This window comes from Pantoea sp. GM01, assembly GCF_000282675.1.
GTDB classification, from domain to species: Bacteria; Pseudomonadota; Gammaproteobacteria; order Enterobacterales; family Enterobacteriaceae; genus Pantoea; species Pantoea nemavictus.
In genome coordinates this window covers 90,686-115,934 of sequence record NZ_AKIU01000029.1, presented here as the reverse complement: position 1 = coordinate 115,934, position 25,249 = coordinate 90,686, and the positions used below count along the sequence as shown (strand labels likewise).

The window sequence follows — 25,249 nt, the reverse complement described above, 5'->3', positions numbered from 1 at the left end:
CTACGATTTCCTCTCAATCTAAGGAGGGTTTCATGGGAAATAGTGATTTATTTTGGACAATAATTATTTGTTTGGTTTCTATTTTTATCTGGTTCTATATTAATCGGGCCAGCGTTAGAGCAAATAGGCAGGTTGAGCTGCTTGAATCTATAGATAAAAAACTCGGCAAGCTAATAGGTGAAAAAGATTACGCAAACGACAACCTGAGCGAAGCCGAAAAAATCCTCGACGAGGCAAGAAAAAAACAGGGGCTATGATGGGAATATTTAATATCAAATTAGCAATTGCGATTCTTTGTTTCTGTTTATATGGATGCTCTTCCACGTCAGTGGCACCCAACATAGCTAAAGCTGTAAAATCAGCGCCAAATTTCTCATTTCAGCAAGGACGAGTTGCTCTAACTATAGTTAGGGATAACGGATTGGTATCTGGCGGATGCTCCATAACAGTTTTAATTGATGGGGATGACGTTGCTCAATTAGGAACGGGTGAAAAAACGACAGCATATGTTAACCCTGGGAACATCACCGTTGGCGCTGGATTTATGGGGCGTGGATTTTGTAATGGTGGATCAGTTAAAGAAAGGGATTTTGTTATTGAACAAAACAAGCCTAAAAACTTAAGAATATTTATAGACCAAAGCGGGAATATAGATATCCTACCTACGACTTTAAAATAAAAACAACCCACCACTAGGTGGGTTTTTTATTGGGGCTAATTATGGAACAAAGAATGCGCACTATTAGGTTATATGGTGTCCTTGGTAATACTTTTGGCAGGGTTCATCATATGGCGGTTGAAACACCAAGAGAAGCGATAAGGGCTATGTGTGTAGTGTTTCCCGGTTTTGAATTGTTTTTGAATAACAGTAAAAAAAAAGGGTTAACATATTCTGTTTTCAGCGGAAAGAGAAATGTAAGTCAGGATGAATTGGACATGGATCGTGGGAGCGAGGATATTCGTATTGCTCCAATTTTCATAGGTTCAAAACGTGGAGGATTGTTACAGACAATTCTTGGTGCTGTGCTTGTCGTTGTTGGTGCAATAGGTGCATTTACTCCTTGGGGGCAAGCTTTAGGTGGCGGGGCTTGGGGGGTTCCGCTTATGCAAATGGGTGCTGCGATGATGGTTGGCGGTGTTATCCAGATGCTTTCACCGCAAACACCTGGTCTATCCAGTAAACAAGATGCTGACAATCAGGCGTCATATGCTTTCGGCAGTCCAACAAATACCGCCGCACAGGGCTATCCGGTTCCTCTTCTCTACGGACAGCGGCGCATAGGCGGGGCAATTATCTCTGCGGGAATTTACGTGGAGGATCAGCAGTAACTCGTTAATTCATCATTTTAAGGGTCTCTTCGGAGGCCCTTTTTTTATGGGCGCAATATGGCTACAGCTACCGCTATCAAAGGCCGCAAGGGCGGCTCTTCTTCATCCCGCACACCAACAGAACAACCCGACGACCTCCAGTCTGTAGCAAAAGCCAAAATCCTCCTGGCACTCGGAGAGGGTGAGTTTTATGGCGGATTGTCCGGTAAGCAGATTTTTCTGGACGGCACTGCGATTGAGAATGCTGACGGCTCTCAGAACTTCAGCGGTGTTGCGTGGGAGTTCAGACCTGGCACACAGGCGCAGAATTACATTCAGGGCATACCCGGCACAGAAAATGAAATCGCTGTTGGTACCGATATTTCCAGCTCAACCTCCTGGATTCATACCTTCACCAATACGCAGCTATCGGCGATCCGCCTGCGCCTCAAGTGGCCCGCACTTTTCAGGCAGGAAGATGATGGCGACCTTGTAGGTTACAGCCTGAATTACGCGGTAGACCTGCAGACCGACGGTGGCAGTTGGGTTACCGTGCTGAACACGTCAGTTACGGGTAAAACAACTACCGGCTATGAACGCAGCCACCGCATTGATTTACCGCAGGCCGGCAGCACGTGGACCATCCGCGTTCGCAAGATAACGCAGGATGCAAACAGCGCCAAAGTTGGCGACACGATGAGTCTCCAGAGTTACACAGAGGTAATTGACGCTAAACTGCGTTATCCAAATACAGCGCTGCTTTATATCGAATTCGACTCAAGCCAGTTTAACGGCAGCATCCCGCAGATCACCTGCGAACCCAAAGGTCGGATTGTTCGCGTTCCTGACAATTATGATCCTGTTACACGTTCGTATTCCGGCACCTGGCTCGGTACGTTTAAATGGGCGTGGACCGATAACCCCGCATGGATATTTTACGACCTTGTCGTTACCGATCGCTTCGGCCTTGGTGATCGTCTTACAGCAGCCAACATTGATAAATGGACGCTTTATCAGGTTGCTCAGTATTGCGATCAGATGGTTCCGGATGGAAGAGGCGGAAACGGCACCGAGCCGCGTTATAAATGTGACGTCTACGTGCAGACGCGTAATGATGCATACACGGTCATGCGAGACTTTGCGGCCATCTTCCGGGGTATGACGTACTGGGGTGGCGATCAGATTGTGGCGCTGGCCGATATGCCGCGCGATGTCGATTACAACTTCACTAATGCCAACGTGGTTGACGGGGAATTTGCGTATTCAAGCAGCACTACCAAAACGCGATATACCTCGGCGCTGGTTTCTTACTCCGATCCCGCAAATGGTTATGCCGATGCGATGGAACCTGTCTTCGAAAAAGACCTGGTGTCCCGCTACAAAGTTTATAACCAGCTTGAAGTGACCGCGATTGGATGTACTCGCCAGTCAGAAGCAAACCGTAAGGGGCGCTGGGGCATCCTGACAAACAACAAAGACCGCGTTGTTGCATTCTCTGTTGGTCTTGATGGCGACATTCCAATGCCTGGCTATGTCATCGCAGTTGCTGACGAATATCTTTCCGGTCTGGTAGCTGGCGGGCGCATCAGCTCCGTCAACAATCGCGCAATAACGCTTGATCGTGCTCCCGATGCTAAGGCGGGGGACCGGCTACAGGTCAATCTTCCGAACGGAACATCGCAAAGCCGGACCATTCAAAGCGTGAGTGGAAAAGTTGTCACCGTCACCGCTTCATACTCTCAAACACCAGAGGCTGAATGCGTATGGGTCGTGGAATCGACAGAGCTTTATGCACAGCAGTACCGCGTAACATCGGTAACTGAAAATGAAGACGGTACGTTTACCATTACCGCAGCAGCACATGACCCGGACAAATATGCGCGCATCGACACCGGCGCGGTAATTGATGATCGTCCTATCAGCGTAATTCCGCCCGGTAACCAGTCTGCACCATCTAATATCGTCATCGACTCATATTCGGTTGTTCAGCAGGGTATCAGCCTGGAGACGATGCGCGTGCAGTGGGATGCAACGCCAAACGCTATCAGCTATGAAGCTCAGTGGCGGCGTAATGATGGGAACTGGGTCAATGTGCTGCGCAACTCAACCACGTCATTTGAGGTGGGTAGCATTTACTCTGGCCGCTATCTGGTGCGCGTTCGCGCGATTAACGCCGCCGAGATTTCGTCAGGCTGGGGTTATTCTCTTGAGAAAACGCTGACGGGAAAAGTGGGCAACCCACCGAAACCTGTAGGGCTAACCGCGCTGGGCATCAACTGGGGCATCACTCTGACGTGGGGCTTCCCGGCGAATACGTCTGATACGCTGATGACGGAAATTCAGTACACACCTAACGCAGACCAATCCAGTCCTGTACTGCTCGCTGACGTTCCTTACCCGCAATCAACCTACACGCAGCTTGGCCTTCGTGCCGGACAGGTCTTCTGGTACCGCGCTCAGCTGGTAGATAAATCTGGCAACGAATCCGGCTTTACGGAATGGGTTCGCGGCATGGCAAACGACCAGGCATCGGATTATCTGGAAGACATTGCCGAGGACTTCTTTAATTCGGAAGACGGGCAGGCACTGCTTGAGCCGATTATTACCGACCCGGAAACCATACTGAAAGACATCCTCGCCAATTATGACGCGGTTGAACAGCAGTGGGCACAGTATGGTGATAACCGCGCGGGTATTATTCAGGCTCAGAAAGTAGCTGCTGATGCAGTGGCATCCGTGGCCGAATTGCGCACGGATGTTGTCGCTCAGTTTGCCGATCAGCAGGCTGCGATATCAGAAAAGCTCACAGCGTATGCTGATGCTTCTGGTGCCTCAGCAATCTACACCCTCAAGACAGGCATTAAATATAACGGACAGAACTACGACGCTGGAATGTCGGTAGCTGTGACGATCAACGGCTCGCAGGTTGATACGCGTTTTGCTGTGAACGCAAATCAGTTTGTCATTCTCAGCGGCACCGGCGATAACCGCTTTTCACCGTTTGCAGTGGTCGGTGGTCAGGTCTTCATGAATAGTGCATTTATTCAGGATGGGTCGATTGATAACGCCAAAATCGGTACTTACATCCAGTCAAACAATTATGTGGCTGGCTCGGTCGGTTGGCGAATGGACAAGGGAGGAAACTTTGAAAACAACGGTTCTGATAGCACAGGCCGCATGACCATGACCAATAATCAAATAAGCGTGTATGACGCTAATGGTGTATTACGCGTAAGAATGGGGAAATTGAGCTGATGGCATTCGGATATGGAACATGGGATGCAAATGGCAACGATAATAATACCGGACTTGTAAGGATAAATGCGTTAGGGACAATGACTATAAATGCATCAGGGAATTACAATCAGGCATTTTCATTACCATCTGGATACGTCCTTGATTTCCTCTTTCAGCCAACCGGAGAGCCGAGTAGTACTAACGCTAGGAAAACTATCGCCGTTAGTGGTTCATCTATCGTAGTAACTCAGGTTTCTAGTAGTAACTATTCAAATGGAACATTCCCCAATGTTCCGGGGATTATATTGGCATTCGCGAGGCTCTGATGTCATTCGGTTCTTTATTAACAGATCAGAGCGGCGTAGCTTTTTATATTGCTGATACACTGCCTCTAACCATGCTTGAAAAAAGAGTGCTGAATGTACCCTCTGCTTCTGGTGAGGGGAGCGTACAGGACCTTTACGCGAACGATGGAGTAATGCGATTTGTTTTCGTGAACAGCACAGGAGCTCAAGGCGGAAGCACAGAAACGTGTGAATTCCTGCAGCTCAATGGAAGCAATAATAGATGGCAACTGAACTGCAGAGGTGCAGCACGTACAGTTAACGTCTTCATATTTGGCTACCAGTTTCAGCCAATCCCTTCATGGGGCATACAAATAAATGATTCTCAGGGTAGGTGCATTTTAACCAATGAAACAAAGGTACTGCGGGATGTGCAAAACATTGGAGACTCTGGGAATCCTAACAATTCTGGTTACGTTATTAATCAAACGATTTCAGGCCAATGGGCAGTAGCGCCTACTATGACTGGGTATTTTGCCGGGGTAAATAACTCATCTGGTCAACCTATACCGGTAGTGGCTCGCTTTTGCTCCTCAGCGCGCTTTAATGGTAATTCAACACAGATTGCTAGCGGATATCTTGGCAACGTTGATGGAAATGCATCAAGTGCTACCTATACCAATTATCGAAACCGCATTACAGCCATAAATGTGGCTAGATATTAGTTTTATTTATCGTATTGATCTTCTATTGGATTTGATAGATTCACCTCACCTGCAATATAAAATATGCATATCAAATTATGGATGAAGAAATGAAAAAAATCATTGTTATTGCCTTGGGTATGTTGGCTGTAGGGTGTCAGTCTCTACCGCCTCAGCAATGCATTGCAAATGCAAAAATTGGCGGACAAGATACAAAGGTTTCTATTTACGGCGTAAGAAAGCAAGCCAATCAGACACAGTATTATGCAGGTAATCCATTTGGCTGGAAGTGGGTAAGCGCCAATAACTTCACAAGCTCCACTTGTGACAAAGCATAATCTGTTTACGACTTAATCATATTAAGATAAATTCCTTCTGCTGCTGTGAATCCCCCCTGTGCGGTGGGGCGACAGTCTATTTCTCTCGAAATATTGAATACAAACTAGACGCGGACCGACGACTGAAAGGTTCACCGGGAGGCACCCGGCACAGCAGCCCAATTATAAAGACCCGGCCATTGCGCCGGGTTTTTTATTGCCCGGAGAAAACTATGCCAGCAGGCACTATTGCATTAACGAATAATTCAGCCACTGTCACCGGCACTGGAACCAGCTTCACAACAGAATTTAAGGTGGGCGATTTCGTAGGCGTAATTGTAGGCAGCGCACCATACACAATGGTTGTCGCCTCAATTGCTTCAAACACTCAGCTCACTTTGAGCGTGCCATTCAATGGGCCTAGCGCTTCTGGGTTAGCCTGGTACGCGGTGCCTGCCTCACTGAAGATTGCCATCAGTCAGCAAACCCTGAACGACATTGGCACGAACGCGCGCGGCATGATTCTGCAGATGGATAACTGGCAGAAGATTTACAGCGATGCGGCATCAGTTACTGTGACGCGAACCGATCGGAGCACCTTTACCGGCCCGAGCTGGGGCTATATGGCTGCACAGTATTCCAATAAGGCAAACAAAGGGGCTAACAGCGACATTACTAGCCTGTCTGGACTGACAACACCGCTGAGTCTAGCTCAAGGTGGGCTGGGGGCTAACAACGCGGCTGGAGCTCGCAATACGTTAGGTCTGGGTTCGGCGGCTCAGCGTGATGCGGTGACATCTCAGGTAGACGCGACGGCAGGCCGTCTTCTTCAAGTTGGAAGTTTTGGTATTGGTGCACCAGGCCAGGCTTTGGCAGTAAGCGATACCTCACTACTAAATTTCATTTTTAAAGCTGGTATTGGTCAGTTTTATCGCAATGCATATGATACAGCGTACGGTTTCGCATACGGCGCATCTATCGTGGCTTGTGCTGGTGATACGTACACAAATCTTTGCGCGGGGTATGGCGGCGCAGGTGTGAGAGTAACGGCAGGAAATGCGACAACAAACGGTGTTATCTATAACCTTTACACTGACAGAAATACTACAAAAGCATCTGACGGCACTTTAAAGGCTGCATCTCCTGTCGCGCGCATTGTATGTTCGCAAGACAATACCCAGCGAGCTGATGTGGCAGAAGCCGGTTTTTCCTGGTGTGGATGTGGCACTGCGAACGAAGAGGCTGAAGGCATCACACTTTCACGGTTAGAAGCTGGCGTTTATGTTCTCACCGGTTCGGCAGGATTGGCCACAGAAGGTTGGCAGCTTCTTCCACCGCGCGATCCTAAAGGTTCTGGTGACCTGGGTATTGTTGAAGCCGAACAGACTGAAAGCGGCGGGCTGAAAATCAGTCTTTTTAAACGCCGCTACAAGCTCACAGATGACGGTGACATCGAAGTGGTCAAGGGCGACCTGATTGATGTCCCTGCCAACAGCTGGATTGATGTCCGCCTGGATATGCCGGAGGACTCTGCTTACAACCGCAGGCAGGCAGAGATGCAAAGTTCAGCAGTGGATGATGATCATCAGGCTGGAAGTTAAAAAAGCCCCGGCGACGGGGCAGCTTAGAACCGCGTCCATCTTCATGCAGGCTGCGGGGTGGGTGATTAAAGCCTAGTCACTTTCTCCGTACGCGCCCACCTAAATTCCTTTCCGAACCAACCCCTTCGCAAAAACCCTCATCAATCGACTTGATCAATTCCATCGATCGATATTACTGTATTTATATACAGTATCTATCAGGGAGGGAGATGACCATGCCCCGCGACTACGAAATCATGATGGCTTTTAAGCAGGCTATGAAGCGAGATGCAGCAGGACGCTTCACTATCAGCACGCTCGACTTTGTGAGCGAACTGGAGCGGCTCAACTGGCATTACACGCTTCGCGCAGCCAATAGCTGGATCGAGATGCACACCACCACTTTCCGCGACATTTCGACCGCAGATGGTGATGAGCGCACGTTTCAGGTGTTCAATCCAAATGGCGGCGTGTGATGTTTGCGCTCGTTGACGTGAATTCTTTCTACGCCAGTTGTGAGACGGTTTTCAGGCCTGATTTATGGGGAAAGCCGGTACTGGTGTTGAGCAATAACGATGGTTGCGTTATTGCCCGCAGCGCGGAGGTTAAGGCTTTAAACATCCCTATGGGAGCGCCTTACTTCAAGCTGAAAGAAGATATCAGGCGGCACAACATCACTGTGTTCAGCTCTAACTACGCTCTTTACGCCGATATGAGTAACCGGGTAATGACAACGCTGGAGCAAATGGCTCCAACCGTCGAGGTTTATTCGATTGATGAGGCGTTTCTCGACCTTACTGGCGTACGTAACTGCCGCGCCTTGGAGGATTTCGGGCGCGAAGTTCGCGAGCGAATCAAGCGTGACACACATTTAGTTGTCGGCGTTGGTATCGCCCAAACCAAGACGCTGGCAAAACTCGCCAATTATGCCGCTAAAAAGTGGACGCAGACTGGCGGAGTCGTCGACCTGTCGAATGTTGATCGGCAGCGTAAGCTGATGGCACTCGTGCCGGTAGAAGAGGTGTGGGGCGTTGGCCGGCGCATCAGCAAGAAGCTCAACGCAATGGGCATCATCACCGCTAAAGACCTGTCAGAGCAGAGCACGTACATCATCCGTAAACACTTCAACGTCGTGCTGGAACGCACTGTGCGCGAGCTGCGTGGAGAGCCATGCCTGGAGCTGGAAGAGTTCGCTCCAACCAAGCAGCAAATTGTTTGCTCCCGATCGTTCGGCTCTCGCATTACCGAATATGAAGATATGCGCCAGGCGGTTTGCTCCTATGCAGAGCGCGCCGCCGAAAAGCTGAGAAGAGAGCGGCAGTATTGCAGCCAGGTAGCGGTGTTTGTCAGAACCAGCCCGCATGCTGAAGGTGAGGTGTTCTACGGCAATCAGGCCATGGGCAGGCTACTTACCCCAACTAGCGACACTCGCGACATCATCCGAGTTGCTATGCAGGGGCTTGACCGCATCTGGCGTGATGGGTGCCGATACATGAAAGCAGGTGTGATGCTGGGCGACTTTTACAGCCAGGGCGTATCACAGCTCAATCTCTTTGATGAATTCAAACCACAGGCCAACAGCGAATCGCTAATGCGTGTCGTTGACGGTATCAACCAGAGCGGGAAGGGTAAATTATGGTTTGCAGGGCAGGGTATTCAGAAATCATGGGAGATGAAGCGCGAAATGTTGTCGCCGGCATACACCACCAGACTGTCAGACCTGCCCGTGGCGAAGTAACGTTTCTGCTTCAGCCGCTGCAGCATATCCTTCCTTCCAGCAATTCCTGCTGCATGGTGGAACTGAACGGACGCAGGTGCATTATCGACAAGCAGCGTTACCCGATAAACGGTGACACTGTGCTGATAGATATGTCGGGCATGTATGAGTGGGCGATGATTATGATTCAGCCGCGACGAATCATTACCGATGATGGTGCGTTCCTGATGGATGACTTGCTGGAGGATATTGCGGTGGTGGGCGTTGTAACTCATGAGGTACTGCAGATTCACGATGACGAGTTGCCAATAATTTAAATTATGCGGCAAAGGGTTAAACACGCCTTCAATGATGTGTATATAAAAGCGTGTCTTTATAGAGTTCTTATTATTTTATATAGAAAATACTCATTAAATATCAATATGTTGTGATTTAATGTGCATACCCTATCTAAGGGCATACCATTCCTTATGTTTCAGCGGATTAAGCGCCGCACCGAGAATATCCGACAACACGCTAACCAAAATAACCAGCCCACCAACCACCATTACGCCGGCGGAGATTGCCGCGTAATCCTGCTGGCGAATGGCATTGATCAGCCAGCGGCCAATGCCTGGCCAGTTGAACACCACTTCGGTTATCATCGCTAACGTCAGCATGGTAGAGAACTGTAGGCCAAGACGCGGAATCACCGGCGGCAGCGCATTGTGCAGCACGTGCCGACGAATCACGGTGAGACGCGATAATCCGCGCGTGGCGGCGGCTTTAACGTAATTTTTGTCCATCACTTCGCTGGTGCTGCTGCGCAGTAAACGGATCATTTCGGTGGTAGGCGCAACCGCTAATACCACCACTGGCAAAATCATGTGCGTTAAGGCGCTCACCATCATTTCGTGGCGCCACGGCGAATGGCTCAGCCAGGCATCAATCAAGGCGAAACCGGTAACATTTTGCACTGGATAGAGCAGATCGAAACGCCCGGAAACCGGCAGCCAGCCGAGCGTTAATGAGAAGAACAGGGTGAAGAGCAGAGCCAGCCAGAACACCGGCATTGAGAACCCCAGCAGCGCCAGCGCACTGATGGCTTTATCCTGCCATTTTTTACGCATTACACCGGCGCAGATCCCCAGCGGAATGCCGACCAGCAGCGCCAGCATAAATGCCAGCACGCACAGCTCCAGCGTGGCGGGAAACACTTCGCGCAGCTGGATATCGATCGATTGGCCGTTGGTGCTAGAGACGCCAAAATCAAACTGCAGCAGGCCTTTAAACCAGAACCACCAGGCATCAAACAACGAAGCACCTTCCAGCGGCGCGTTCGGCGTGAAGTAGCTCAGGCTAAAGCTCACCAGCGACAGCAAAAATAGGGTGATCAGCAGCAGCACCAGACGACGCAAAATATAGATGATCATGCTTACTCCTCGCTGCTCTCATCGCGGTAGACGCCAGCAAATGAGGCGTTACCAAACGGGCTCAGCACTAAGCCTTTAATATCATGGCGATAGGCCTGCAAACGCAGCGAAGAGGCCAGCGGTAATACCGGCAGCTCCTGCGCTAAAATCTGCTGCGCTTTATCGTAGCTATCAATGCGCGCCGACAGCTGCTGCGACAACAGCGCATGTTGTAGGGATTCATCAAAAGCTGGCGAGCACCAGTGCGCATAGTTGGTCTGTGAACGGATGGCTGCGCAGCTCAACAGGGGCCGGAAAAAACTGTCGGGATCGTTACTGTCCGTGGCCCAGCCGGTTAAGGTGAGATCGTGATTCATCTCCATTAATTGCGCTTCCTGAAAGCGGCCTTCAACCGGTGCAATAGTCACGCGCACGCCAACCTGAGCCAAATCGGCTTGTAACAGTTCAGCGGTTTTTAGCGGGCTGGGATTCCATGACTGCGACGATGAGGGCACCACCAGGCGCAAATGCAGATTCTCCAGACCGAGCGCTTTCAGTGCTTCACGTGCTTTAGCCGGGTTGTATTCGGTGACGCGCGCATCGCTGTCGTAAGCCCAGGAGGCACGCGGCAAAATCGAGGCGGCGGTCTCTGCGGTACCGTAATAGATCGACTCCATCAGGCGTTCGTTATTGATCGCCAGTGCCAGCGCGTGACGCACCTCCGGGCGATCAAGCGGCGGCTTGCGCGTATTAAACGCCAGATAGGCGATGTTCATGCCGGGGCGCAGCGTCATGCGCAGACGCGGGTCATCGCGCAAGATACTCAGCTGGCTGGCGGCAGGATAGGCCAGCACATCGCATTCGCCGGTCAGCAGTTTGGATAAACGTCCGGTACCGCCGACGCCGAGATCAATCACCACCTGCTGCAGGCGCGGTACACCTTTCCAGTACTGCGGATTACGCGCCAGCCGCAGATATTGTCCGGTGCGGTATTCACTCAGCTGGAACGGACCGGTGCCGACCGGTTCACGATCCATCTGCTCCTGCTGACCCTTAGCGCTGAGATTGTTGGCGTATTCCTGTGACAGAATCGGCGCGTAATGCGTGGCGATATGCCAGAGGAAGGAGGCGTCCGGGCTGTTGAGGCGAATCTCAACCGTATCGCTGTCGAGCTTCTTGACGCTCTGCACCGAATCGGCGAACTGCAGGCTATCAAAATAAGGATAGCTACCACCGTTAACGTTATGCCACGGATGCTTGCGGTCGAACATGCGCGCAAAGCTGAACACCACATCATCGGCGTTCATTTTGCGCGTCGGTTTAAACCAGTTGGTGTGCTGGAAGGCGACATCTTTGCGCAGGTGAAAACGGTAGGTGGCGCCGTTATCGCGCACTTCCCAGCTCTGGGCGAGGTCAGGAATCAGCCGATAGGTGTAAGGATCCACGTCGAGCAGACGGTCATAGAGCTGCGCCGCCAGCGTATCAACCACTAAGCCGCTACTCACCATTTGTGGATTAAAGGTATTGACCGTGCCGTTAACACAATAGACAAAACCGCTGTTGCGGATGTTGTCGGTTGGCGCGGCCCACGCTGACGCACTCATCATGCTGAGACCAAGCAGCAGAGAAGGGAATAATTTTGGCATAGAACTCAACGATTCTGAGGCAATAGCGAGAGTGTATCGCAAAGGTCTCGTACTCCCCAAATTCGCGACACTTCTGCTGTGTTTTTCGTCAAAGTGGCGATGGGGTAATCACATTGTTAATGTGGAAATGAGAAAAATTCTCAATTAGGGCTTTACAGATGATAATAAGAATGATTATTATTCTTCTGCGCTTCGACGGTGGCTCTACCGAAGAAGAGCACGACATTGCTCACATTGCTTCCAGTATTAGTTGCCCGCACTCTGTTGCGGGCTTTTTTTCGTCCTGTTTCGAGCGGCTGCTGCGTTGGCTGCGCTCGTCCACCCTGGTCACATACTTATGTATGTTCCGAGGGATGTCCTCGCTTGCCGCCTTGCTTCCGCTCGAAACAGTTAGAAAAAAACACTGTGCGATTCGCTAAAAAAAACAATTCAATACGTAGGGGCGCCATTTATGGCGACCTGCTAATCCTCGTCGCGCGCCTGAATACCATGCTTTTTCATCATGGCGCGCAGCTGATGGTAAGTAACGCGTAATAGCTCAGCAGCACGGCGCTGGTTGTATTTGGCCTGCTGTAAGCTTGCCTCAACTAACTCTCGCTCCTGCTGGTTTTGCCATTGGCGTATATCCAGCGGCAGGGAAGGTAGGGTGCTGATTGCGGGTTCAGTGAGGGTGTTGGGTGGCGGATTGCGCGGTGCGAAGGGATTAATGATGATGTTGTCCAGTTCGTCTTCGGCACTATGATGACGATAAACCGAACGCTCGACTACATTCTTCAATTCGCGCACGTTACCCGGCCAACTGTGATTCAGCAGCGTCAGCTGCGCACGATCGCTGAAGCCAGGAAACAGCGGCAAGCCCAGCTCGCGGCACATCTGGATAGCGAAATGATTGGCCATCACCAGAATATCGCTACGCCGCTCACGTAGCGGCGGCAGCTGCACCACATCGAAGGCGAGGCGATCGAGCAGGTCGGCGCGGAACTTGCCGGCGGCGGCCAGCATCGGCAGGTCTTCGTTAGTGGCGCAGACTAATCGCACGTTCACCTGCAACGATTGATTGCCGCCGACGCGCTCTAGCTGCCCATACTCAATCACGCGCAACAGTTTTTCCTGTACCAGCATCGGCGCGGTGGCCAGTTCATCAAGAAACAGCGTGCCACCATCGGCACGCTCAAAGCGCCCCAGATGACGTTTTTGCGCGCCGGTAAAGGCGCCAGCTTCATGGCCGAAGAGTTCAGAGTCGAGCAGGTTTTCATTCAGCGCGGCGCAGTTGAGGGAAACAAACGGGCCTTCCCAACGGTTTGACAGGTAGTGCAGACGGCTGGCGATCAATTCTTTACCCGTTCCGCGTTCACCCACCACCAGAACCGGCTTCTCCAGCGGCGCCAAACGCGATACCTGCTCCAGCACCTCAAGAAAGTTGTTGGACTCGCCTAACAGATTGTCTGAATTATTTGCCATGATGAAATTCGCCACTGATTAATCATTTTCACTACCTTAAGGGATGCGGTAGCGGATGTAAAATAAACAAAGCCTGTAAAATCAGTCTATTAAAAGTTGGCACGCGAATTGTATTAGTGAAGGGCGCCTCGCGCACCTACATACAAAATTTGAGGAACATCATTATGGGTATTTTTTCTCGTTTCGCCGACATCGTGAACGCTAACATCAACTCTCTGCTGGAACGCGCCGAAGATCCGCAGAAACTGGTACGCCTGATGATTCAGGAAATGGAAGACACGCTGGTAGAAGTGCGCTCTACCTCTGCCCGTGCGCTGGCGGAAAAGAAACAACTGGCACGCCGCATGGAGCAGGCTGAAATTCAGCAGGCCGAGTGGCAGGAAAAAGCCGAACTGGCGATTAATAAAGGTAAAGAAGATTTAGCGCGCGCGGCCTTAATTGAAAAGCAGAAGCTGACCGATTTAATCGCGGCCCTGCAGCAGGAATCGGCGCAAGTTGAAGAGACGCTTGAACGCATGAAAGGCGAGATTGGTGAGCTGGAGAAAAAACTCACTGAAACGCGGGCCCGTCAGCAGGCATTAACCTTGCGTCATCAGGCCGCATCCTCTTCACGCGATGTGCGTCGTCAGCTCGACAGCGGCAAGATTGATGATGCGATGGCGCGTTTTGAATCCTTCGAACGTCGTATCGATCACATGGAAGCTGAAGCGGAAAGTCAGCGTTTTGGTAAGCCGAAAGGTCTGGATCAGGAGTTCGCTGAACTGAAAGCCGATGATGAAATCAGCCAGCAGCTGGCCGCGCTGAAAGCCAAAATGAATCGCCCTGAGTGATCGCCACGGGCCTGGTAGCAGGCCCGAGTTAAAATGGTGTCAATGATTAAGGAGAGTCGAATTAATGAGCGCACTTTTTCTAGCCATACCTTTAACCATCTTCGTGCTTTTTGTGGCGCCGATCTGGTTATGGCTGCATTACAGCAACAAGCGCAACGGCGGCGCCGATTTGTCGTCGAGCGATTTGCAGCGTTTACAACAAATTACTCAGGATGCGCGCCGCATGCGTGAGCGTGTCGAAGCGCTGGAAGCCATTTTGGATGCCGAGCATCCGAACTGGAGGCAGCCATGATGAATGGGCGTAAATTGTGGCGCATCCCACAACAGGGCAAAGTGCGCGGCGTCTGTGCCGGCGTGGCAGAATATCTCGACATTCCGGTACGCTTACTGCGGGTGATTGTGGTGCTGTCGCTATTCCTTGGCTTATTTATGTTCACCATCGTTGCCTATTTTATTCTCGGTTTTGTGCTGGATGAGAAGCCCGCCGATGCCGCGGGTGAACGCACGCCGAGCGCACGGGAACTGCTCGACGAGCTGGAAGCCACGCTACACAGCGACGAACGTAACGTGCGTGAGATTGAACGCTATGTCACCTCGGAAACATTTAGCGTGCGTAGCCGCTTCCGCCAAATCTGATTTTTATCCCCGAGCCCGCTAATGGGCTCGCTTCTTCTACATTAAGGTAAGAGGCTCTATGCAAACTCAACGTTTTACTGCTCTGCGCCGTCGCGCGACACCTGCGTTGATGTCGGCGGGGAAATTTATCATCATTAGTGCAGTAACTTACGGGCCCGGCGGTATCGCTGGCTGGGCTGTTAAATCGGTGGCGCGCCGTCCGCTGCGCCTGTTGCTGGCGGCCGCCCTGGAACCGTTGCTGAGCAAAGCGTTTAAACGCTTGTCAGCACGATTCATCAGGGAGAACGATGAAAAGACTGCAAAATGAATTGCTGGCGCTGATGAACCGCGGTGTTGACCGCCATCTGCGCCTGGCCGTTACCGGCTTAAGCCGCAGCGGTAAAACCGCGTTTATCACCTCGCTGGTTAACCAACTGCTCAATGTGCACAGCGGCGCGCGTTTGCCACTGTTTTCCGTGGTGCGCGAAGAACGCCTGCTTGGGGTGAAACGCGTACCGCAGCGCGAACTCGGTACGCCGCGTTTCACCTACGATGAAGGTCTGGCGCAGCTTTATGGCACACCGCCGATGTGGCCGACGCCCACCCGCGGCGTGAGCGAAATGCGCCTGGCGCTGCGCTATCGCCCGGATGAATCGCTGCTGCGCCACTTCAAAGATACCGCCACGCTCTATCTCGAAATTGTCGATTATCCCGGCGAATGGCTGCTGGATCTGCCGATGCTGGCGCAGGATTATCTCAGCTGGTCACGGCAGATGGTTGGCTTATTGCAGGGCGATCGCGCCACCTGGTCTGCGCAATGGCGCAACTTGTGTGCCGATCTCGATCCCTTTGCACCCGCCGATGAGAATCGTCTCGCCGCAATCGCCGCCGCCTGGACCGATTACCTGCATCAATGCAAAACCGAAGGGTTGCACTTTATTCAGCCGGGCCGCTTTGTGCTGCCGGGCGATATGGCGGGTGCGCCCGCGCTGCAGTTCTTCCCGTGGCCGCAGGTTGAAGAGATGCAGGTCAGCAAACTGGCGCAAGCCCCTGCCGGCAGCAACTTTGCTATGCTGCAGCAGCGCTTTAACTACTATTGCCAGCACGTGGTGAAAGGTTTCTATAAGAATCACTTCCTGCATTTTGATCGCCAAATCGTGCTGGTCGATTGCCTGCAGCCGCTCAATAGCGGACCGCAGGCGTTCAACGATATGCGACTGGCGCTGACCCAGCTAATGCAGAGTTTCCATTACGGTCAGCGCACGCTGTTTCGCCGCCTGTTTTCGCCGGTCATCGACAAGTTGCTGTTTGCCGCCACCAAAGCCGATCACGTTACCTCCGATCAACACGCCAATATGGTCTCTCTGCTGCAGCAGCTGGTGCAGGACGCATGGCAGAACGCGGCGTTTGAAGGCATTAACATGGATTGCCTCGGCTTAGCGTCGGTACAAGCTACCGAAAGCGGGCTGGTTGATCATCGGGGTGAAAAGCTACCTGCGCTGCGCGGCAATCGGCTGGCCGATGATGAAGCGCTGACTTTTTATCCCGGCGAAGTACCGCCGCGCTTGCCGGGGCACAGCTTCTGGCAGCAGCAGGGATTTCAGTTTGAACAGTTCCGGCCGCGGCAGCTGGATGTTGACCGCCCGCTGCCACACATTCGCATGGATGCCGCGCTGGAATTTTTACTGGGAGATAAATTGCGATGAGCGACGAAACACCTTTAAAAGGACGCATTGATTTTGCCCGTCCGCTGACGGTGGATGCGGAAAAACCGCTGCGCGCGGCACAAACCTTTAGTGCGGAAACGGACCATGCGTTTCTTGCCACCGCAGAAGCCGAGCCGCTGGAAGAGGGCGAAGGCGAAAAAGTGGTGGAAGCCGCGCTGCGCCCTAAACGCAGCCTGTGGCGCAAAATGGTGAGCGTTGGCCTCGCTATTTTCGCGGTTAGCGTGGTGGCGCAGGGCGCGCAAACGCTGCACGACGCCTGGATAGTGCGCGACTGGTTTACGCTGGGCACCGGTGTGGCCGGTACCTTGATTGTTGCGGCCGGTGCTGGTGCGCTGATTGGCGAATGGCGTCGCTTGTATCGTCTGCGCCAGCGTGCCGAAGAGCGCGATATTGGCCGCGAACTGCTGCACAGCCACGGCGTGGGGAAAGGCCGCGCATTTTGTGAAAAGCTGGCGCAGCAGGCACAGCTGGATCAGGCACATCCGGCGCTGCAACGCTGGCACGCGGCGCTGCATGAAACGCATAACGATCGCGAAATCGTCACGTTATATGCTCAGCTGGTGCAGCCGGTGCTGGATCGTCAGGCGCGGCGTGAGATCAGCCGTCATGCTGCAGAATCTACGCTGATGATCGCCGTCAGCCCGCTGGCGCTGGTGGATATGGCGTTTATCGCCTGGCGCAATCTGCGGCTGGTGAATCGCATCGCAGCAATTTATGGCATTGAGCTCGGCTACTTCAGCCGTATTCGCCTGTTCCGTTTAGTGCTGCTGAATATGGCGTTTGCCGGCGCATCGGAACTGGTGCGCGAAGTGGGCATGGATTGGATGTCGCAGGATCTCGCCGCGCGTCTCTCCACCCGTGCTGCGCAAGGGATTGGTGCCGGTTTACTGACCGCGCGGCTGGGCATTAAGGCGATGGAGTTGTGTCGGCCCTTGCCATGGCTGGAAGAGGATAAGCCGCGTCTCGGCGATTTCCGTCGCGAATTAATCGGTCAGCTGAAAGAATCCCTGGTAAAAAGTGGGGATAAAGCAGGGCAGGCTGCTAAATAATCACTCCTTGCTTACCTTTCACGCTATGGTTGGCGTGAAAGGTAAAATTATCTGTGTCTCAGCCCATATTCGGCGGGATTTTTGTTGGTCGCTCCGCTACACTTCTTCCTATCACCTGCCTCTGGCTGTCAACTTTTCCTGACAGGCCTCTTCTGAGGCGCTGCAAGTTAGCGTATTATCACTAAAATCAAAACCTGACTAAGGCTCATCGCAATGCGTTTGGAAGTTTTCTGCCAGGACCGAATCGGTCTGGCGCGCGAGTTGCTCGACCTGCTGGTTGCCCGCAATATTGACCTGCGCGGCATCGAAATTGCGCCACTCGGTCGCATTTACCTCAATTTTACCGCGCTGGAATTTGAACCTTTCAGCAACCTGATGGCAGAAATTCGCCGTACACCTGGCGTGACAGATGTTCGTACCGTTTCGTTTATGCCATCTGAACGTGAGCATCGTGCGCTGAGCGCGCTGCTGGTAGCGATGCCGGAACCGGTGTTGTCTATCGATCTGAAATGCAAGGTCGAGCTGGCGAACCCGGCAGCACAAAATCTGTTTACCCTCGACGAACAAAAACTGCGTAATCAAAACGTCGCAACCTTAATCACCGGTTTCAATTTTCAGCGCTGGCTGGAAAACGAGCGGGTTGACGCCCAGGCGCAGCACGTGGTGATTCAGGGGCGTGATTTTCTGATGGAGGCGCGGCCAATTTATCTGGCGGAAGAAGAGGGACAGAGCGATCTGCCCGTCGGGGCGATGATTACGCTGAAATCGACGGCGCGCATGGGTCGTCAGTTGCAGAACCTGACCGTCACAGACGAATCTGAATTCGATCACATCGTCGCCGTCACGCCAAAAATGCGTCAGGTAATCGATCAGGCGCGTAAGCTCGCGATGCACGATGCACCGCTGCTGATCGTCGGCGATACCGGCACCGGTAAAGATATGCTGGCACGTGCCTGTCATTTGCGCAGCGCACGCGGCAAAAAGCCGTTCCTGGCGCTGAACTGCGCCTCGTTGCCAGATGATGTGGCTGAGAGCGAGCTATTTGGTCACGCGGCGGGTGCTTATCCCAACGCGCTGGAAGGTAAGAAAGGTTTCTTTGAACAGGCCAATGGCGGCTCGGTGCTGCTGGATGAGATTGGCGAAATGTCGCCGCGGATGCAGACCAAACTGCTGCGCTTCCTCAACGACGGGACTTTCCGTCGCGTGGGTGAGGAGCATGAAGTCCACGTCGATGTCCGTGTCATTTGTGCCACGCAGAAGAACCTGATTGAGCTGGTGCAACGCGGTGAGTTTCGTGAGGATCTGTTCTATCGGCTGAACGTGCTGACGCTAAATCTACCACCGCTACGCGAACGTCCGCTGGATATTTTGCCGCTGACCGAAATGTTCGTCGCCCGCTTTGCGGATGAGCAAGGGTTGCCACGTCCGCGCCTGTCATCGCAGCTAACGCCGTTCCTCACGCGTTATAACTGGCCGGGCAATGTGCGTCAGCTGAAAAATGCGCTGTACCGCGCGCTGACGCAGCTGGAAGGATACGAGTTAGGGCCGCAAGATATCGTGCTGCCTGAGCAGGCACTTGATGTGTCGTTGGGAGAAGAGGCGATGGAGGGGTCGCTGGACGATATAACCAGCCGTTTTGAACGTTCGGTGTTGACCCGTTTGTATCTCTCTTATCCCAGCACGCGCAAGCTGGCGAAGCGTCTTGGCGTATCGCATACCGCGATTGCCAATAAGTTGCGTGAGTATGGCCTGGGGCAGAAACGAACCGAGAGTGAATAACGCATAGAGTTACTGATCTAAACCTATGCGCCTCAAATAAACGCCGCCTTTTTAAGGCGGCGTTGTTATTTTGGCAGCCATTTACTTCAGTGCAGCCAGCGCTGCATCGTAGTTAGGCTCTTCGGTGATTTCGTTCACCAGCTCGCTGTAAATCACTTTATCGTTTTCATCCAGCACCACCACGGCACGTGCGGTCAGGCCTTTCAGCGGACCATCCGCAATCGCCACGCCATAATCTTCCTTGAATTCAGCACCGCGCAGTGAAGAGAGCGTGATGACGTTGCTCACGTTCTCAGCGCCGCAGAAGCGTGACTGGGCAAAAGGCAGATCCGAAGAGATACACAGCACCACGGTATTGTCCGCTTCACCTGAACGCTCGTTGAACTTGCGCACCGAGGCCGCGCATACGCCAGTATCAATGCTGGGGAAAATGTTCAGAACTTTGCGTTTGCCTGCATACTTAGAAAGGGATACGTCACCAAGATCTTTAGCGACAAGGCTGAACGGTTTAGCCTGCTCGCCAACTTGCGGGAAGTGACCTGCAACTGGCACCGGATTGCCCTGGAAGTGAACATTCTGAGACATACGATTTCCTTTTTTAACGACGGTGGAAGTCTGACTTTAGCAGCGTCAGATTAGATATAGCGCTAATTTATGACATAATTTTTAAGGGTTTACGAGCGCCTTTCCTGGCGATAATCGAGCCGGCTCGCAATTATGTTGCGGTTCTAAGGAGAAATAATGAGAACAGTAAAGAGTTATCCGGAAGCCTGGCCGTTGCATTCGCCGTTTGTTATTTCACGAGGCAGTCGCACTGAAGCGCATGTCGTGGTAGTGGAAATTGAGCAGGATGGCGTGAAAGGTGTGGGTGAAGCGACCCCTTACGCGCGCTACGGTGAAAGCGAAGAGTCGGTGCTGCAACAAATTGCTTCGCAGCTGAGCGCGCTGCAGGATGGTATGACGCGTGAAGCGTTGCAGCAGGCATTACCGGCCGGTGCGGCGCGCAATGCCATCGACTGTGCATTGTGGGATTTAGTGCGTCAGCAGCAGGGGAAAAGCCTGGTGGATTTGTGCGATGTCGCGTTGGCTGATGAAATCGTCACCGCACATACCATCAGTATCGACACGCCAGATGCGATGGCCAGCAGTGCACAGGCGCTATGGCAGCATGGCGCGCGCTTGTTGAAGATTAAAATGGATGACCATCTGATCAGCGAACGTCTGGTGGCCATTCGCAGCGCGGTGCCGCAGGCCACGCTGATCGTTGATGCCAATGAATCCTGGCATGCCGAAGGACTGGCGGCGCGCTGTCAATTGCTGGCCGATCTCGACGTGGCGATGCTTGAGCAGCCACTTCCGGCGGCGCAGGATGCCGCGCTGGGCAACTTTATTCATCCGCTACCGATCTGTGCAGATGAGAGCTGTCATACGCGTGAAAGCCTGACCCAGCTTCAAGGGCGCTATGAAATGGTGAATATCAAACTGGATAAAACGGGCGGCTTAACTGAAGCGCTGGCGTTAGCGGATGCGGCGCAGCAGCAGGGTTTTGCCATTATGCTCGGCTGCATGCTGTGTACTTCGCGGGCGATTCGCGCGGCTTTACCACTGACAACCCGGGCGAAATTTGCCGATCTCGACGGTCCAACCTGGCTGGCTGCTGATGTTGAACCGTCGCTGCATTTCTCTCACGGCGTACTCAAACCGCGGGCTGCCAGCGCAGCAGATTGATCATCGCTTCCAGATAAACCTCGGTGGCTTCATCCACCGAAATTGGCGGCATCTCGGCGGTAATGCATAACAGGCCGAGATCATCGCACCAGCTACCAAACGAGCCTGGCGTAGCATAACCCACGCTGCTGACGACCGGCAGCGCCGTTTGCTGCGCCAGCCACTGCGCTAAATCACTGTGATGGGGATCGTCGATACAAGCCAGCGGCTCATGCCAGGAAACCACCCAATGCGGCTTTATTTGGTGAATCAGCTGACATAGCGCGCGGGTTTCAGGTTCTGACGAAGGGCTGCTACCTGTTGATAGCACCACATCACGCTCATCGGCTTCGCTGTTCCAGCGATAAACCGTATCGCCGCTCTGCCAGTTAGCAGCGGGGAAATTACGATTGAGATCGACACCGTTAGCGTTAGCGCGCAGCCCCAGCTGACAGCCATCTGGATTCACAGCCAGAATGACGTGATGACGACGCAGAGCATCGGGCAAAGTGCGCATCGCGCCGGATAAGGTGGCAATAGCGGCATTCTCATCACCGTGTGTGCCGGCAATGATGAGGCCGCTTTCTGCATCCGCCGCGGGTGCAGGGAACCACAGCAGCGGGGCGCCCAGCACCGATTGCCCGTATTGCTGCCAGACAGCGTCCAGTTTGCCGCGTAGCGGACGTGGATGGTATGACGACATGACGTTCCTCATTGAGATGCTTCCAAACGCAGCCAAAGCTTACTGGCGCTCAAAGTAAAAAATGTGACCGATAATCCAGCCTCAACATAACGGTAAACAGCGCGTGGGGAAATAGCTATATATCAATCAGCAATTTGCGATAAAGTGCCGAAAGTTACTGGCGACACCCTTTGTTTAGCAGTCGCCATTTTTTCGCGTAAAGGAGTGGTGATGAATCTAACGTTTCGCATGACGCTGGCGGCCTTAATCGTAACCAGCGCAGTCTCACCCGCATTCGCCGCCAACGTTCCGTCGGGCGCCCAATTGGCCAGCACGCAGGAAATTGTTCGGCATATTAAAGATGAACCCGCTTCGCTCGATCCAATGAAGGCAGTCGGCCTGCCGGAAATTCAGGTGATGCGCGATCTGTTCGAAGGGCTAACCAATCAGGATGCGCATGGCAAAATCGTGCCCGGCGTCGCGCAGAGCTGGAGCAGCAGCGATAACAAAACGTGGGTCTTTACCCTGCGCAAAGACGCGCGCTGGTCAAATGGCGAACCGGTGACCGCGCAGGATTTTGTCTATAGCTGGCAGCGTTTAGTTGATCCAAAAAACAGTTCTCCGTTTGCCTGGTTTGCCGCGCTGAGCGGCATTGAGAATGCTGATGCGATCACCAAAGGGCAGATGAGCGCCGATAAGCTCGGCGTGTCCGCAATAGACGCCACCCAGCTTAAGGTGACGCTGTCACGTCCTGTACCATGGTTCCCAAGTATGGTCGCTAATGCAGCAATGTATCCCGTGCCGAAAAAAGTGATTGAAAAAGAGGGGGATAGCTGGACTTCTCCCGGCAAGCTGGTTGGCAACGGCGCCTATCAACTGCAAGATCGGGTGGTGAATGAAAAAATTGTGCTGGTACGTAACAGCCATTATTGGGATGACAAAGCTTCAGTGCTGACCAAGGTCACTTTTATTCCCATTAACGAAGAGTCCAGCGCGACCAAACGTTATCGCGCCAACGATATCGATATCACCGAATCCTTCCCGAAAAACATGTACGCGCTGCTGAAAAAAGAGTTGCCGGGCCAGGTTTATACGCCGGATCAGCTCGGTACCTATTACTACGCGTTTAACACCGAGAAAGGGCCGACCGCTGATGTGCGTGTGCGTAAGGCGCTGTCGTGGAGCATCGATCGCCGCATCATCGCGGAGAAAGTATTGGGCACCGGTGAAAAACCGGCCTGGCATTTCACGCCGGATGTCACCGCTGGCTTTACGCCGCTGAAAAGCTATCTGCAGCAGCATAGCCAACAGGAACTGAATGCGCAGGCCAAAGCCCTGCTGACCGCCGCGGGTTATGGGCCGGGCAAGCCATTGCACCTGACGTTGTTGTACAACACGTCAGAGAGCCATCAGAAAATCGCTATCGCGGTGGCGTCAATGTGGAAGAAGAATCTCGGCGTTGATGTCACCTTGCAAAATCAGGAGTGGAAAACCTATATCGATAGTCGTAACAGCGGCAGTTTTGATGTGATCCGCGCTTCATGGGTTGGCGATTACAACGAACCGTCTACCTTCCTCAGCCTGCTAACCTCCAGCCATAGCGGTAATATCGCGCGCTTCCGCAGTGCCGATTATGATGCGGTGATCACCAAAGCCAGCACCCAAACCAGCGTGGCGGCGCGTAACACCGATTACAACAAAGCCGAACAGATTATTGCCGATCAGGCCCCGATCGCGCCGATCTACCAATATACTAACGGACGCTTGATCAAGCCGTGGGTGAAAGGGTATCCGATCACTAATCCGGAAGACGTGGCGTACAGCCGCGAAATGTGGATTGAGAAGCACTAAATCGCCCGGTCGGCATTAACGTCAACCCTACCCATCGGGCGATCAGGATGATCGCCAGTCATCTTTGCTCACAGCCTGATGATTGCAACTGGTCTGCGCCACGCTAGACTGTATCGTATTGATTTTGATAGCGAGGCGAGTTCGTGAACGTCATTGAAGGTAAAGCACTACAAGTATCCGATGCCATTGTGTCCTGTCAGCTTGATGGCACCGGTGGCATGATCCCCATCGACGATAAAGACGTGATCAACTGCGAACGTCCCTGCTGGTTACACCTCAATTACACTCAACGGCAAAGTGCGGAATGGCTGCAAAACACGCCGCTGATTCCCGATTCCGTGCGCGATGCGCTGGCTGGCGACAGCATGCGGCCTCGCGTTACGCGCCTTGGCGATGGCTTTATGATTGTGCTGCGCAGCGTGAACCACAACGCCGATTCACGCCCCGATCAACTGGTGGCGATGCGCGTGTTTATCAACGACAAGCTGATTGTGTCGACGCGCCGCCGCAAAGTGTATGCAATTGACGCGGTACTGACCGATCTGCAAAACGGCAATGGACCGGTTGATGGTGGCAGTTGGCTGGTTGATGTGTGTGATGCGTTGACCGATCACGCCAGCGAATTTATCGAAGAGATGCACGATAAAATTATCGAGCTGGAAGATGCGTTGATGAACCAGGAAGTGCCGGCGCGCGGAGACCTTGCGCTGCTGCGCAAGCAACTGATTGTGATGCGCCGCTATATGGCACCGCAACGTGATGTCTACGCGCGGCTGGCTATCGAAAAAATGGCGTGGATGAACGATGACGATCGCCGTCGTATGCAGGAAGTTGCGGACCGATTGGGCCGCGGACTCGACGATCTCAACGCAGGCGTAGCGCGTACCTCAATTCTGGCGGATGAAGTCGCTTCGATTCTCGCGGAGTCAATGAACCGCCGCACGTACACCATGTCGCTGATGGCGATGATTTTCCTGCCCGCTACGTTTCTCACTGGGCTATTTGGCGTCAATTTAGGTGGCATTCCCGGCGGTAACTGGGCGCTTGGCTTCACCGCGTTCTGCGTGCTGCTTTTGGTGATGGTGGCGGGCGTGGCAATATGGCTGAAACGGCGTAAATGGTTGTAGGGCAGAAAAGCGGAGTAAACCTGATCGATATCAATATCCCGCCAGGTCAATCGGGGCAAACTCTTTCCCGCAGGTGAATGCAACGTCAAGCGATGGGCGTTGCGCTCCATATTGTCTTACTTCCTTTTTTGAATTACTGCATAGCACATTTGATTCGTACGACGCCGGCCTATCCGCCGGCTTTTTTTTGCCCGCTTGGCTTGCTCGCGCATCCTTTCCTATGCTTACAGGACATTC

General features: G+C 52.9%; 27 protein-coding genes. 22 read left to right on the top strand and 5 right to left on the bottom strand.

Features of this window, described 5'->3' with window-relative positions; genetic code table 11:
- Window positions 1-32: 32 nt before the first annotated feature.
- From PMI17_RS08160 to PMI17_RS08115, 11 genes are all read left to right on the top strand, one after another.
- Complete coding sequence (locus PMI17_RS08160) at window positions 33-257, top strand: YebO family protein (RefSeq protein WP_007888107.1); 225 nt, start codon at window positions 33-35, stop codon at window positions 255-257.
- Window positions 254-679 (top strand): hypothetical protein, encoded by a 426-nt coding sequence (locus tag PMI17_RS25360; RefSeq protein ID WP_036620606.1) that lies wholly within the window; start codon window positions 254-256, stop codon window positions 677-679. The genes PMI17_RS08160 and PMI17_RS25360 overlap by 4 nt, the downstream gene beginning before the upstream one ends.
- Window positions 680-720: 41 nt before the next feature.
- Window positions 721-1,329 carry a tail assembly protein gene (locus tag PMI17_RS08150; RefSeq protein WP_036620604.1) on the top strand — a complete coding sequence of 203 codons (609 nt, stop codon included), beginning with the start codon at window positions 721-723 and terminating at the stop codon, window positions 1,327-1,329.
- 57 nt (window positions 1,330-1,386) lie between these two features.
- Entirely contained in the window at window positions 1,387-4,563 is a 3,177-nt protein-coding gene (locus tag PMI17_RS08145) for a host specificity protein J (RefSeq protein WP_007888103.1), read from the top strand.
- The gene (locus PMI17_RS25700) at window positions 4,563-4,871 is read left to right on the top strand and encodes a hypothetical protein (protein ID WP_071531043.1); all 309 of its coding nucleotides are present in this window, start codon (window positions 4,563-4,565) and stop codon (window positions 4,869-4,871) included. The genes PMI17_RS08145 and PMI17_RS25700 overlap by 1 nt, the downstream gene beginning before the upstream one ends.
- On the top strand, window positions 4,871-5,554 hold the full coding sequence (locus PMI17_RS25355; protein ID WP_007888101.1) for a hypothetical protein: 684 nt from the start codon (window positions 4,871-4,873) through the stop codon (window positions 5,552-5,554). Before PMI17_RS25700 ends, PMI17_RS25355 begins: the two co-directional genes overlap by 1 nt.
- An 89-nt stretch (window positions 5,555-5,643) precedes the next feature.
- On the top strand, window positions 5,644-5,871 hold the full coding sequence (locus PMI17_RS08135; RefSeq protein ID WP_007888098.1) for a hypothetical protein: 228 nt from the start codon (window positions 5,644-5,646) through the stop codon (window positions 5,869-5,871).
- Window positions 5,872-6,083: 212 nt separating this feature from the next.
- Window positions 6,084-7,451, top strand: a complete 1,368-nt coding sequence (locus PMI17_RS25695) for a hypothetical protein (protein ID WP_007888097.1) — start codon at window positions 6,084-6,086, stop codon at window positions 7,449-7,451.
- 215 nt (window positions 7,452-7,666) lie between these two features.
- Window positions 7,667-7,906 carry a hypothetical protein gene (locus PMI17_RS08125; RefSeq protein ID WP_007888094.1) on the top strand — a complete coding sequence of 80 codons (240 nt, stop codon included), beginning with the start codon at window positions 7,667-7,669 and terminating at the stop codon, window positions 7,904-7,906.
- A complete protein-coding gene (gene umuC / locus PMI17_RS08120) occupies window positions 7,906-9,168 on the top strand; it encodes a translesion error-prone DNA polymerase V subunit UmuC (protein ID WP_007888092.1) in 1,263 nt (420 codons plus the stop codon). Before PMI17_RS08125 ends, umuC begins: the two co-directional genes overlap by 1 nt.
- A 53-nt stretch (window positions 9,169-9,221) precedes the next feature.
- Window positions 9,222-9,464 carry a hypothetical protein gene (locus PMI17_RS08115; RefSeq protein WP_007888090.1) on the top strand — a complete coding sequence of 81 codons (243 nt, stop codon included), beginning with the start codon at window positions 9,222-9,224 and terminating at the stop codon, window positions 9,462-9,464.
- 129 nt (window positions 9,465-9,593) lie between these two features.
- On the opposite strand, the gene sapB is transcribed toward PMI17_RS08115, so the two are convergent.
- Window positions 9,594-10,559, bottom strand: a complete 966-nt coding sequence (gene sapB / locus PMI17_RS08110; protein ID WP_007888087.1) for a putrescine export ABC transporter permease SapB — start codon at window positions 10,557-10,559, stop codon at window positions 9,594-9,596.
- A gap of 2 nt (window positions 10,560-10,561) precedes the next feature.
- Window positions 10,562-12,184: an ABC transporter substrate-binding protein SapA gene (sapA, locus tag PMI17_RS08105; RefSeq protein WP_036620602.1), complete on the bottom strand. Its 1,623-nt coding sequence runs from the start codon at window positions 12,182-12,184 to the stop codon at window positions 10,562-10,564.
- 170 nt (window positions 12,185-12,354) lie between these two features.
- Here sapA and PMI17_RS25350 point away from each other — a divergent pair, with 170 nt between their 5' ends.
- The gene (locus PMI17_RS25350; protein WP_157178874.1) at window positions 12,355-12,603 is read left to right on the top strand and encodes a hypothetical protein; all 249 of its coding nucleotides are present in this window, start codon (window positions 12,355-12,357) and stop codon (window positions 12,601-12,603) included.
- Between the two features lie 43 nt (window positions 12,604-12,646).
- On the opposite strand, the gene pspF is transcribed toward PMI17_RS25350, so the two are convergent.
- Window positions 12,647-13,645, bottom strand: a complete 999-nt coding sequence (gene pspF / locus PMI17_RS08100; RefSeq protein ID WP_007888084.1) for a phage shock protein operon transcriptional activator — start codon at window positions 13,643-13,645, stop codon at window positions 12,647-12,649.
- A 164-nt stretch (window positions 13,646-13,809) separates the two neighbouring features.
- On the opposite strand from pspF, the gene pspA reads away from it, so the two are divergent.
- The 7 genes from pspA to tyrR all read left to right on the top strand — a co-directional run bounded on the left by pspA (window position 13,810) and on the right by tyrR (window position 19,645).
- On the top strand, window positions 13,810-14,475 hold the full coding sequence (pspA, locus tag PMI17_RS08095) for a phage shock protein PspA (RefSeq protein ID WP_007888082.1): 666 nt from the start codon (window positions 13,810-13,812) through the stop codon (window positions 14,473-14,475).
- A gap of 64 nt (window positions 14,476-14,539) precedes the next feature.
- On the top strand, window positions 14,540-14,767 hold the full coding sequence (gene pspB / locus PMI17_RS08090) for an envelope stress response membrane protein PspB (RefSeq protein ID WP_007888081.1): 228 nt from the start codon (window positions 14,540-14,542) through the stop codon (window positions 14,765-14,767).
- The gene (gene pspC / locus PMI17_RS08085) at window positions 14,764-15,111 is read left to right on the top strand and encodes an envelope stress response membrane protein PspC (protein WP_007888072.1); all 348 of its coding nucleotides are present in this window, start codon (window positions 14,764-14,766) and stop codon (window positions 15,109-15,111) included. Before pspB ends, pspC begins: the two co-directional genes overlap by 4 nt.
- A gap of 58 nt (window positions 15,112-15,169) precedes the next feature.
- Complete coding sequence (gene pspD, locus PMI17_RS08080; protein ID WP_007888070.1) at window positions 15,170-15,418, top strand: phage shock protein PspD; 249 nt, start codon at window positions 15,170-15,172, stop codon at window positions 15,416-15,418.
- Window positions 15,399-16,796, top strand: coding sequence for a YcjX family protein (locus PMI17_RS08075; RefSeq protein ID WP_007888068.1), 1,398 nt, complete (start codon window positions 15,399-15,401; stop codon window positions 16,794-16,796). The genes pspD and PMI17_RS08075 overlap by 20 nt, the downstream gene beginning before the upstream one ends.
- The gene (locus PMI17_RS08070) at window positions 16,793-17,866 is read left to right on the top strand and encodes a YcjF family protein (RefSeq protein ID WP_007888064.1); all 1,074 of its coding nucleotides are present in this window, start codon (window positions 16,793-16,795) and stop codon (window positions 17,864-17,866) included. The genes PMI17_RS08075 and PMI17_RS08070 overlap by 4 nt, the downstream gene beginning before the upstream one ends.
- Window positions 17,867-18,079: 213 nt before the next feature.
- Window positions 18,080-19,645, top strand: a complete 1,566-nt coding sequence (tyrR, locus tag PMI17_RS08065) for a transcriptional regulator TyrR (RefSeq protein WP_007888059.1) — start codon at window positions 18,080-18,082, stop codon at window positions 19,643-19,645.
- 81 nt (window positions 19,646-19,726) lie between these two features.
- Here tyrR and tpx read toward each other — a convergent pair whose 3' ends face one another.
- On the bottom strand, window positions 19,727-20,230 hold the full coding sequence (gene tpx / locus PMI17_RS08060; protein ID WP_007888056.1) for a thiol peroxidase: 504 nt from the start codon (window positions 20,228-20,230) through the stop codon (window positions 19,727-19,729).
- Between the two features lie 156 nt (window positions 20,231-20,386).
- Here tpx and ycjG point away from each other — a divergent pair, with 156 nt between their 5' ends.
- Entirely contained in the window at window positions 20,387-21,373 is a 987-nt protein-coding gene (gene ycjG, locus PMI17_RS08055; protein WP_007888047.1) for an L-Ala-D/L-Glu epimerase, read from the top strand.
- Here ycjG and mpaA read toward each other — a convergent pair.
- Window positions 21,342-22,055 (bottom strand): murein tripeptide amidase MpaA, encoded by a 714-nt coding sequence (gene mpaA, locus PMI17_RS08050; protein WP_007888036.1) that lies wholly within the window; start codon window positions 22,053-22,055, stop codon window positions 21,342-21,344. The genes ycjG and mpaA overlap by 32 nt on opposite strands.
- 210 nt (window positions 22,056-22,265) lie before the next feature.
- On the opposite strand from mpaA, the gene PMI17_RS08045 reads away from it, so the two are divergent.
- Together PMI17_RS08045 and zntB are read left to right on the top strand one after the other, a co-directional pair.
- Window positions 22,266-23,885: an ABC transporter substrate-binding protein gene (locus tag PMI17_RS08045; RefSeq protein WP_007888032.1), complete on the top strand. Its 1,620-nt coding sequence runs from the start codon at window positions 22,266-22,268 to the stop codon at window positions 23,883-23,885.
- Between the two features lie 143 nt (window positions 23,886-24,028).
- Window positions 24,029-25,012 carry a zinc transporter ZntB gene (gene zntB, locus PMI17_RS08040; protein ID WP_007888030.1) on the top strand — a complete coding sequence of 328 codons (984 nt, stop codon included), beginning with the start codon at window positions 24,029-24,031 and terminating at the stop codon, window positions 25,010-25,012.
- Window positions 25,013-25,249: the final 237 nt, after the last annotated feature.

Bases quoted from the DNA above. Each gene is read 5' to 3' on its own strand.
- PMI17_RS08070 (WP_007888064.1), top strand. From the start codon at position 16,793: ATGAGCGACGAAACACCTTTAAAAGGACGCATTGATTTTGCCCGTCCG.
- PMI17_RS25695 (WP_007888097.1), top strand. From the start codon at position 6,084: ATGCCAGCAGGCACTATTGCATTAACGAATAATTCAGCCACTGTCACC.
- sapB (WP_007888087.1), bottom strand. From the start codon at position 10,559: ATGATCATCTATATTTTGCGTCGTCTGGTGCTGCTGCTGATCACCCTA.
- sapA (WP_036620602.1), bottom strand. From the start codon at position 12,184: ATGCCAAAATTATTCCCTTCTCTGCTGCTTGGTCTCAGCATGATGAGT.
- tyrR (WP_007888059.1), top strand. From the start codon at position 18,080: ATGCGTTTGGAAGTTTTCTGCCAGGACCGAATCGGTCTGGCGCGCGAG.
- PMI17_RS08115 (WP_007888090.1), top strand. From the start codon at position 9,222: ATGGTGGAACTGAACGGACGCAGGTGCATTATCGACAAGCAGCGTTAC.
- PMI17_RS25360 (WP_036620606.1), top strand. From the start codon at position 254: ATGATGGGAATATTTAATATCAAATTAGCAATTGCGATTCTTTGTTTC.
- PMI17_RS08045 (WP_007888032.1), top strand. From the start codon at position 22,266: ATGAATCTAACGTTTCGCATGACGCTGGCGGCCTTAATCGTAACCAGC.
- PMI17_RS25700 (WP_071531043.1), top strand. From the start codon at position 4,563: ATGGCATTCGGATATGGAACATGGGATGCAAATGGCAACGATAATAAT.
- PMI17_RS25350 (WP_157178874.1), top strand. From the start codon at position 12,355: ATGATTATTATTCTTCTGCGCTTCGACGGTGGCTCTACCGAAGAAGAG.
- pspD (WP_007888070.1), top strand. From the start codon at position 15,170: ATGCAAACTCAACGTTTTACTGCTCTGCGCCGTCGCGCGACACCTGCG.
- pspA (WP_007888082.1), top strand. From the start codon at position 13,810: ATGGGTATTTTTTCTCGTTTCGCCGACATCGTGAACGCTAACATCAAC.
- ycjG (WP_007888047.1), top strand. From the start codon at position 20,387: ATGAGAACAGTAAAGAGTTATCCGGAAGCCTGGCCGTTGCATTCGCCG.
- PMI17_RS08135 (WP_007888098.1), top strand. From the start codon at position 5,644: ATGAAAAAAATCATTGTTATTGCCTTGGGTATGTTGGCTGTAGGGTGT.
- umuC (WP_007888092.1), top strand. From the start codon at position 7,906: ATGTTTGCGCTCGTTGACGTGAATTCTTTCTACGCCAGTTGTGAGACG.
- PMI17_RS08075 (WP_007888068.1), top strand. From the start codon at position 15,399: ATGAAAAGACTGCAAAATGAATTGCTGGCGCTGATGAACCGCGGTGTT.
- tpx (WP_007888056.1), bottom strand. From the start codon at position 20,230: ATGTCTCAGAATGTTCACTTCCAGGGCAATCCGGTGCCAGTTGCAGGT.
- PMI17_RS08150 (WP_036620604.1), top strand. From the start codon at position 721: ATGGAACAAAGAATGCGCACTATTAGGTTATATGGTGTCCTTGGTAAT.
- pspB (WP_007888081.1), top strand. From the start codon at position 14,540: ATGAGCGCACTTTTTCTAGCCATACCTTTAACCATCTTCGTGCTTTTT.
- PMI17_RS25355 (WP_007888101.1), top strand. From the start codon at position 4,871: ATGTCATTCGGTTCTTTATTAACAGATCAGAGCGGCGTAGCTTTTTAT.
- PMI17_RS08125 (WP_007888094.1), top strand. From the start codon at position 7,667: ATGCCCCGCGACTACGAAATCATGATGGCTTTTAAGCAGGCTATGAAG.
- pspF (WP_007888084.1), bottom strand. From the start codon at position 13,645: ATGGCAAATAATTCAGACAATCTGTTAGGCGAGTCCAACAACTTTCTT.
- pspC (WP_007888072.1), top strand. From the start codon at position 14,764: ATGATGAATGGGCGTAAATTGTGGCGCATCCCACAACAGGGCAAAGTG.
- mpaA (WP_007888036.1), bottom strand. From the start codon at position 22,055: ATGTCGTCATACCATCCACGTCCGCTACGCGGCAAACTGGACGCTGTC.
- PMI17_RS08160 (WP_007888107.1), top strand. From the start codon at position 33: ATGGGAAATAGTGATTTATTTTGGACAATAATTATTTGTTTGGTTTCT.
- PMI17_RS08145 (WP_007888103.1), top strand. From the start codon at position 1,387: ATGGCTACAGCTACCGCTATCAAAGGCCGCAAGGGCGGCTCTTCTTCA.